We start from the raw sequence: 8,477 nt of genomic DNA on the forward strand, positions 1-8,477 counted from the left end.
CCGGGTAGCTCTCGTATGCCGGGTAGCTCTCGGCGCCGCGCGCGGTCGCTCCTCACCGTACTGGCGGGCGCGCAAGCCGCGCTCTTCCTGTTCGCGTCACGGGCGGTGGCCGCGCCGAGTCCGTCGCCCACCCCGAGTCCCTCGTCGAGCGGGGACTGCGGTCTTCTCTCCGGCCAGGTCCAGGAGCTCTGCGAGAACGGCGAGACCGGAGACTCCAGTTCCCTCGTACCCAGCGCCCCCGACACCCTCGACCCCCTCTCCTCCCTCGCCCGCGGCTGCGCCGACGCCGCCGCCTGGATCGTCGGGAAACTCAGCGACGCCGTCAAGGAGACGGCCAACGTCGACTTCACCAACGCGTCCTTCCTCCGCCAGTACGCCGTCGTCTTCGCCGCCTCCACCGTCCTCACCCTCGTCCTCTGGCTGCTCGCCGTCGCCAAGCGCGCCATCCGCGGCGTGCCCCTCTCCACCGCGATCTCCGAGGCCATCGGATTCCTCTGGCTGACGGTCCTCGCCTCCGCCTTCACCCCCCTCATCCTCTTCACGATCGTCTCCGCGACCGACGGCGTCACCCAGGTCGTCTCCAGTTCCACCGGCGGCCAGACCGACGTCTTCTTCGGCGGCTTCGCCAACGCCCTCAAGAAGGGCGACGACATCGGCGGCGGGCCGATCATGCTGATCGTCGTCTCGCTCGTGTCGATCCTCGCCGCCGGTGTGCTCTGGCTGGAGCTGGTGATCAGGGCCGCGCTCCTCTACGTGGGGGCGCTCCTCGGCACCGTCGTCTACGCCGGGCTCGTCGACAAGAACATGTGGGGCCATGTCCGCCGCTGGGCCGGGATCATGATCGCCGTCATCATGGTCAAGCCCGTCATCGTGATCGTCCTCGGCCTCGCGGGGGCGCTCTCCGCCGACAGCGGCCCCGACGCGGTCTCCGCCGTCGTGTCCGGTCTCGCCATCATCCTGCTGGCGATCTTCGCCTCCGCGATGATCTACCGCTTCGTGCCCGGCTTCGGCGACGAGATCGCCTCCTCCCGTTCCAACCGGAAGCAGGCCACGGACGGCTCCCAGGCCGCCGCCCTCATCAGCTCCCCCGCCGCTCTCGTCTCCCAGGGCATCAAGACCCACAGCAGCCGCAGCCACCAGCAGGGCGACGGAGGCGGAGGAGGCGGCGGAGGCGGCCGTCCCTCCAGCGGTATCTCCGGCGGTGTCGCCGCACACAGTTCGCGCGGCTCCTCGTCCGGCGGCGGCGGCGGTGGCGGCGGGGCCGTCCCGTCCCCCGCGCCCCCGCCCCGCGGCGGCGGTGGCCCGACCAGCGGCACCCCGCACGGCTCACGCGGCACCGGTAACGGCAACAACAGCACAGGAGGTAGAGGGCGTTGACGACCCAGTCACCACCGATCGCGCCCCGTCGTACGTATCTCATCGGCCGCGCCAGGCCGAACGCGATCGTCGGCAAGAACCGCGAGACCGGCGAGATCGCCCTGATCATCGCCGGGGCCTTCGTCGGCATGATGTGCGGCCTGCTGGTCCCCGTCCTGTCGCTGCGGATCGCGACGCTGACGGGGTTCCCGCTCCTCGCGCTCGCCGCCGTGTATGTGCCGTACAAGCACCGCACGTTCTACAAGTGGTTCGAGATCAACCGCAGCTACAAGCGCAGCCTGCGCCGCGGTACGGCCTACCGCTCCGCCGCCATGGAGGCCGGTACGAGCCTCGACGGCCGCGAGGTCGAGGTCGGCCCGCCCCCCGGCATCGGCCGTATCAACTGGCTGGCGGCGCCCTTCGGCCCGGACGAGATCGCCGTCCTGCTGCACGCCGACCGCCGTACCGTCACCGCCGCCATCGAGATCGAGGGCCCCGGCGTCGGGCTGCGCGACAGCGAGGACCAGGAGGCCCTCGTCGACCGCTTCGGCACGCTCCTCAAGCATGTCGCCAACGGCGACGGCTTCGTCACCCGCCTCCAGATGCTCGCCCGTACGCTGCCCGCCGACCCCGACGCGCACGAGAAGGACGTGGCCCAGCGCGGCGACTCCTCCTCCCCCGGCTGGCTCCGGGATTCGTACGACCAGCTCCAGTCGATGGTCTCCACCTCCAGCGAGCAGCACCGCGCGTATCTCGTCGCGTGCATGCACTACACCCGCGAACTGGCCGCCGAGGGCCAGGCCATGGCCCGCGCCGCCCGCCAGGCCGCCGGTACGAAGAAGCTCGACCGGGACGCGGGCCTCGCCGTCGTCATGGCCCGTGAGCTGACCGACATCTGCGCCCGGCTCGCCGAGGCGGACATCCGCGTACGCCAGCCGCTCGGCCAGGGCCGGCTGTCCTCCCTCGTGCACTCGATGTACGACCCCGACCACCCCATCGACCACATCCAGGCCATGACGAAACGAAACGCCTGGCCGGCCGAGCTGGACGCGATGGAGCCGACGTATCTCCAGGCCAAGACGCGCGAGTCGTCCACCCGCGCGCCCTGGTGCCACTCCACCGCCTGGGTCAAGGAGTGGCCGATGACCCCGGTCGGCGTGAACTTCCTCGCCCCGCTGCTCGTCCACACCCCCGATGTGATCCGTACGGTCTCGGTCACCATGGACCTCGAACCGACCGAGATCGCCATCGAGCGGATGCTGACGGAGAAGACGAACGACGACGCGGAGGCGAGCCGCGCCGCGAAGATGAACCGCACCGTCGACCCGCGCGACATCGCCGCGCACGGCCGGCTGGACCAGCGGGGTGAAGATCTCGCCAGCGGCGCGGCGGGGGTCAACCTCGTCGGGTACATCACAGTGTCGTCCAGGTCGCCCGAGGCCCTGGCCAGGGACAAGCGGACGATCAGGGCGTCGGCCGGCAAGTCGTATCTGAAACTGGAGTGGTGCGACCGCGAGCACCACCGCGCCTTTGTGAACACCCTGCCGTTCGCGACCGGCATCCGCCGTTAGCCCCGCTCATCGCCGCCGACCGAGCCATACCGTCACCGTCACCGTCACCGTCACCATCCGACTCTGACACCGAGACCGCCGACAACCGATACCGCCGATAGCCGACGAGCCGAAAGGGGCCTGTGGTGCGAGATCCGCTGTCCGTCCTCACGGATGCCTTCACCAGCTTCCTCTTCGGGAAGGTGGAGACGACCCGGCTGCCCGTCCGTACGTCAACGGGCCAGGCCCAGGCCGTCTATCTGCCCACCGCCGCCCCCGGCCTCGGTGACTCGGGCGTGATCATCGGCCGCGAGGTCTACAGCGGCAAGGGATACATCTACGACCCCTTCCAGCTGTACGGGCAGCAGCTCCCCGCCCCGCACTGGCTCGTCCTCGGCGAGTCCGGCAACGGCAAGTCGGCGCTGGAGAAGACGTACGTCCTGCGCCAACTGCGCTTCCGCGACCGCCAGGTCGTCGTCCTCGACGCCCAGGGCGAGGACGGCGCGGGCGAGTGGAACCTCATCGCCCAGGAGCTGGGTATAACCCCCATCCGGCTCGACGCGATGGCGGCCCTGGACGACGGCATCCGGCTCAACCCCCTCGACCCGGCGATCACCACGACCGGACAGCTCGCCCTGCTCCGCACGATCATCGAAGTCGCCATGGGGCACGGCCTGGACGAGCGCTCCGGCTTCGCGCTCAAGGTCGCGCACGCCTATGTGAACGAGACGATCACCAACCGCCAGCCCGTGCTGATGGACATCGTCGAGCAACTGCGTCACCCCGAGCCCGAGTCGGCCGAGGCCATGAATGTCGACCTGGACGACGTACGGGCCTGGGGCCTGGACGTCGCGCTCGTCCTCGACCGGCTGGTCGACGGCGACCTGCGGGGCATGTTCGACGGGCCGACGACCGTCGGGATCGATCTGGACGCCCCGCTGATCGTCTTCGATCTCTCGCACATCGACCGCAACTCGATCGCGATGCCGATCCTGATGGCGATCGTGGGCGTGTGGCTGGAGCACACCTGGATCCGCCCCGACCGCAGGAAGCGCATCTTCCTGGTCGAGGAGGCCTGGCACATCATCAACTCCCCGTTCGTCGCCCAGCTCTTCCAGCGACTGCTGAAGTTCGGCCGACGGCTCGGTCTGTCGTTCGTGGCGGTGGTCCACCATCTCTCCGACGTGGTCGACGGCGCGGCGGCCCGGGAGGCCGCGGCCATCCTCAAGATGGCGTCCACCCGGACGATCTACGCCCAGAAGGCGGACGAGGCGAGAGCCACGGGCCGGGTGCTGGGCCTGCCCCGGTGGGCGGTGGAGATCATTCCGACCCTCACGCCCGGTATCGCGGTCTGGGACGTCAACGGCAACGTCCAGGTCGTCAAGCATCTGGTGACGGAAGCGGAACGGCCCCTCGTCTTCACCGACCGGGCCATGACCGAGAACTCCCAGGCATCGGACGCCGCCGACGCCCTGGAACTGGAAGGCAGACTGCCGGACGACATGCGGGCCGCGGAGTGGGAGGCGGAACAGCGGGCGGCCCTCCTGGAGAGGCAACGGCGGTTGAACGAGTCCTCCGAGTCGACGGTGGCGTGACCATGCCGCACCACCCCGACGGCCGGCACCACCCCGACGGCCGGCACTACCAGGGCGGTCAGCACCACCAGGGCGGTGCCCGGGGCGGGATCCCCGACGGGCTGCTGGTGGGCCTGCTCGGCTTCCTGCTCGGGCTGGCGCTGCTGACCTGGACGGCGACCGGGCTCGCGGGTCTGTTCACCCACGGCGCCTGGCCGCAGGGGGTGACCTTCACACGTACGCCGCTGGCGATACGTCAACTCGCCCAGGCGCCGCACGACATCGCGGGCGCCTGGCCGGACACCCCGCCCGCCGAACTGTCCGGGTACGGCCTGTTCTGGGGCCTGCTGATCAGTCAGATGATGGTCCTGGTCGTGCTCACGGTGTTCGTGCTGGGCGTGACGGCCCGCTACCGCATGGTGCGAGCGCGCCGCCGGGCGGCCGTACCGGCGCAGGCGCCGAGCCGGGCACCCGGCCAGGCACCGACGCCGAGCAAAGAGCCGTACCTGCCGGACGTCGCGACGACAGCCCCACCCACTGCTCCCCAGCCGTCGCCGGCATATGTACCGGCTCCGGCTCCGACTCCGGTTCCGACGCCGACGCCGACTGCTGCCGGCACGGCACCCGCCCCCGTCGAAGCCGCTGTGACCACCCCCGCGCCCCCAGCCGCGCCGACACCCACGCCCCTCGCCCCGCCCGCTCCCGCACACGCCGCTGTCGTCCCCGCCCCTCGCGTCCGATACGGCGCACCTCCCACCCGCCGTCCCGCCGCCGTCCAGGCCGTCCTGGAGGCCGAGGGCCCCGCCCTCGTCATCACCTCCGACCCGACCGTGTGGTCCGAGACCAAGGACGCGCGGGCCAAGCTCGGCCCCGTCCTCGTCTACGACCCCGGCCATCTCTGCGACACCCCGGCCCGGCTCCACTGGTCCCCCACCGCGGGATGCGACGACGCCACCACCGCCGGCGCCCGCGCCACCGCACTGCTCTCCCCCGTACGCCCGCACGCCCTGCTCGACGCCGCCATGGCCGACACGGCAGAGACGCTGCTGCGCTGCTGGCTGCACGCCGCCGCGGTGGAGTCACGGCCCTTCAAACAGGTGCACCGCTGGGCGCAGGGCGGCAACGCCCACGAGGCCGTACGGATCCTCCGTACCCACCCCAAGGCCGCCTCCGGTCTCGCGGGCCTGCTGGAGTCCGCGCTCACCGCGCATCCCGAACGCCGCGAGGTCGCCCAGCAGTTGACGGCCCGTGCGCTGTCGTCCCTCTCCTCGATCCATATCCGCGACTCCTGCACACCGAACCGAACCGATTCCCTCGCGCTGGATTCTTTTGTGAACGAGGGGGGCACTCTGTATGTGGTGGGCGAGCCGATCGAAGATCCGCGCTCCCGCCCGGGTGCGATGCCTCTGCTCACCGCACTCGCCTCGAACGTGGTCGAGCACGGCCGCCGCATGGCCGCACGGTCATCTGACGGTCGGCTCGACCCACCAATGACCTGTGTCCTGGACGATGTCGCCGCCGTGGCCCCGCTCCCCCAGCTTCCGGAGCTGCTCTCCACCGGCCATGACCGCGGGCTGCCGACTCTGGCCCTGCTCCGGTCGCGACAGCAGGGCCTGGACCGCTGGCCGCACTACGCACTACCGGTTCCCGGCAGCGCCGACAGCGCCGACAGCGCCTGAGGCACGGAAAGCCCCGTACAGGCCCCCGCACCTGCCCATGAGGGCCATTGGCACTGCATCGCTCAAGAGGGCCCGTACAGCTTCAGGAAGGCCCACACCCCGCTCGCCACGAACTTCTCCACCTCAGCCTCGCTCAGCCGGACCGCGCCGAAGAGCGACTCCAGCGTGATGCCGCCGACGAGCAGGCTCAGATGTCGCGCCGCGGCCTCGGCGTCGTCGATGTCGAACACCCCCTGACCGGCGAGCACGCGCAGCCGCTCCGCGAGATCGGTACGTACCGCCCGCGGCCCGACACGCTGCCACTCCTCGATCACATCGGCCGGCATCCGCGGCCCCTCGGTGACGATCTGGCGTACAAGCGCGAAGTGTTCGGGGTGCTTGGCGTTCTGGCCGACCCAGTCGCGGCCGAGGGCCAGCAGGTCCGCCTCGACGTCGGCGGTCCTCCCGAAGTGCCGGAAGTGCCGCTCGAAGAGGTCGGTGGAGTCGGCCGTCACGGAAGCGGCGCTCTCCAGGAAGACCGCGCGGAAGAGTTCTTCCTTGTCCGTGAAGTGGTTGTAGATGGTGCGCGTGGAGACACCCGCCTCGGCGGCGATCGCGTCGACGCTGGCCCGGGTGTACCCCTCGCGCCCGAAGACCGTACGCGCGCCGCGCTCGATGGCCTGCCGCTTCTCCAACAGCCCCTTGCGCGGCGGCTTTCGCACCCCAGGCCCCCGTACCGCCCCTACCGCCTGCTCCCGTTCCTGTCCCCGTTCCCGCTTCGGCTCTCGCTCCCCGCTCGCCATGGTGGGTGCGCCCTTCTCAGACGTTACAACGGTCATTGCAATGTTTGCCATACACGTTGTACTTTACCTTGACGCCGCCTCGCGTCGATCGCACAGCACCCTTGAGGAGCGACGCCATGTCCACCCTGCCCGCCCGGCCGACCGACCCGATACGGCTCGTCGTCATCATCGGCAGCACCCGTGAAGGCCGTCTCGGCCCCACCGTCGGCCACTGGTTCACGACCCTGGCCGCCGGCCACGGCAGCACGGAGATCGACCTCATCGACCTCGCCGACACCGAACTCCCCGCCGTCCACCCCAACTGGGGTACGGAGCCCACCCCGGCCCTGGCCGAACTGTCCGCCCGGCTGGGCGCGGCCGACGCGTTCGTCGTCGTGACACCCGAGTACAACCACAGCTTCCCGGCGGTCCTGAAGCACTTCATCGACCTCCACCGCCAGGAGTGGCAGGCCAAGCCGGTCGGCTTCGTCTCGTACGGGGGCGTGGGCGGCGGGCTGCGCAGCGTCGAACAACTGCGGCTCGTCTTCGCCGAGCTGCACAGCACGACCGTGCGCGAGACCGTCAGCTTCCACAAGGTGACGAGCGATGTCTTCGCCCCTGACGGCACCGCCCACGACCCGGAGGGCGCCGCCGGAGCCGCCAAGGCGATGCTCGACCAACTCGACTGGTGGGCACGCGCGCTGCGAACGGCGCGGGCGGAGCACCCGTACAGCGTCTGACGACGCGCCCGCCCTTCCAGAAGGAGTCCTGGGAGGAGTCCAGGAGGAGTCTCAGGGGCGGTCGATCGCCAGCTCCAGTTCCCTCCCGGGAGTCACCGAAGGGCTGCCCTCCAACGGCAGGGAAATGCCGGTCGGTACGAATCCCAGTTTGCGGTAGGCGGCCCGCGCCCGCGGATTGCCCTCGTGGACATGGAGCCGCACCCGCGCGAGCCACGGCTCCTCCAGCGACCACGCCCAGTCGAGCGCGGCATCGATCAGCGCCCCGAGCAGTCCGGTACCGCGCCGCTCGGGGCGTACGAACACCCCGACGAGATGCCCCTGCGCCCGCTCGGACGTGGCGCCCAGGAAGACCGTGCCGCCGGCCTCCTCGACCAGCAGTGTCACCGTGCCCGACCATGCCCCGTCCGGCGCCTCGGCGATGAACTGCACCGACTTGCCTCCATGACCGGGCGCGGACCCGGACGCCCGCGCCTGCCAGAAGGAATCGGGCTGCGCAAGGGCTCCTTCGTACGTCTCCAGGAAGGCCACCGGGGCGGCCGGGTCCTGGAGCGAAGCGAGACGGATGTCCTTGACCTTGGCCCATTCGTCGGGCCGTACGGCTCGAATCACATGGTTCATGCACCGATCCTCCGCGCCGCGCACCCTCTCGCGCAACGAGATATCACCCGTAGAACACCCGCGTAGAACCCCATGAAACCCCTGGAACGCAGAAATGCCCCGCGCCAAAAGGCACGGGGCATTCCCATCAAAAATTGTTCGGCGGCGTCCTACTCTCCCACAGGGTCCCCCCTGCAGTACCATCGGCGCTGTGAGGCTT

The 8,477-nt window shown here is 70.4% G+C and carries 7 protein-coding genes; 5 read left to right on the forward strand and 2 right to left on the reverse strand.

The features are described from left to right. The first annotated feature begins 15 nt into the window (after nucleotides 1-15). From ACIOGX_RS20975 to ACIOGX_RS20990, 4 genes are all read left to right on the forward strand, one after another. Entirely contained in the window at nucleotides 16-1,377 is a 1,362-nt protein-coding gene (locus ACIOGX_RS20975) for a hypothetical protein (RefSeq protein ID WP_356514747.1), read from the forward strand. Beyond that, nucleotides 1,374-2,927 (forward strand): SCO6880 family protein, encoded by a 1,554-nt coding sequence (locus ACIOGX_RS20980; protein WP_356514745.1) that lies wholly within the window; start codon nucleotides 1,374-1,376, stop codon nucleotides 2,925-2,927. The genes ACIOGX_RS20975 and ACIOGX_RS20980 overlap by 4 nt, the downstream gene beginning before the upstream one ends. Before the next feature lie 125 nt (nucleotides 2,928-3,052). Further along, entirely contained in the window at nucleotides 3,053-4,501 is a 1,449-nt protein-coding gene (locus ACIOGX_RS20985; protein ID WP_129767934.1) for an ATP-binding protein, read from the forward strand. Nucleotides 4,502-4,503: 2 nt separating this feature from the next. Then, nucleotides 4,504-6,159, forward strand: coding sequence for a type IV secretory system conjugative DNA transfer family protein (locus ACIOGX_RS20990; protein ID WP_401915062.1), 1,656 nt, complete (start codon nucleotides 4,504-4,506; stop codon nucleotides 6,157-6,159). 62 nt (nucleotides 6,160-6,221) lie between these two features. On the opposite strand, the gene ACIOGX_RS20995 is transcribed toward ACIOGX_RS20990, so the two are convergent. Continuing rightward, nucleotides 6,222-6,860: a TetR/AcrR family transcriptional regulator gene (locus tag ACIOGX_RS20995; protein WP_356514741.1), complete on the reverse strand. Its 639-nt coding sequence runs from the start codon at nucleotides 6,858-6,860 to the stop codon at nucleotides 6,222-6,224. A gap of 197 nt (nucleotides 6,861-7,057) precedes the next feature. Here ACIOGX_RS20995 and ACIOGX_RS21000 point away from each other — a divergent pair, with 197 nt between their 5' ends. Continuing rightward, the gene (locus ACIOGX_RS21000; RefSeq protein WP_384772274.1) at nucleotides 7,058-7,660 is read left to right on the forward strand and encodes an NADPH-dependent FMN reductase; all 603 of its coding nucleotides are present in this window, start codon (nucleotides 7,058-7,060) and stop codon (nucleotides 7,658-7,660) included. A 51-nt stretch (nucleotides 7,661-7,711) separates the two neighbouring features. On the opposite strand, the gene ACIOGX_RS21005 is transcribed toward ACIOGX_RS21000, so the two are convergent. Next, the gene (locus ACIOGX_RS21005; RefSeq protein WP_401915065.1) at nucleotides 7,712-8,278 is read right to left on the reverse strand and encodes a GNAT family N-acetyltransferase; all 567 of its coding nucleotides are present in this window, start codon (nucleotides 8,276-8,278) and stop codon (nucleotides 7,712-7,714) included. Between the last annotated feature and the right edge of the window lie 199 nt (nucleotides 8,279-8,477).

It is taken from the genome of Streptomyces sp. NPDC088147, assembly GCF_044741565.1.
Taxonomy (GTDB): domain Bacteria; phylum Actinomycetota; class Actinomycetes; order Streptomycetales; family Streptomycetaceae; genus Streptomyces.

Bases quoted from the DNA above. Each gene is read 5' to 3' on its own strand.
- ACIOGX_RS20975 (WP_356514747.1), top strand. From the start codon at position 16: ATGCCGGGTAGCTCTCGGCGCCGCGCGCGGTCGCTCCTCACCGTACTG.
- ACIOGX_RS20990 (WP_401915062.1), top strand. From the start codon at position 4,504: ATGCCGCACCACCCCGACGGCCGGCACCACCCCGACGGCCGGCACTAC.
- ACIOGX_RS21000 (WP_384772274.1), top strand. From the start codon at position 7,058: ATGTCCACCCTGCCCGCCCGGCCGACCGACCCGATACGGCTCGTCGTC.
- ACIOGX_RS21005 (WP_401915065.1), bottom strand. From the start codon at position 8,278: ATGAACCATGTGATTCGAGCCGTACGGCCCGACGAATGGGCCAAGGTC.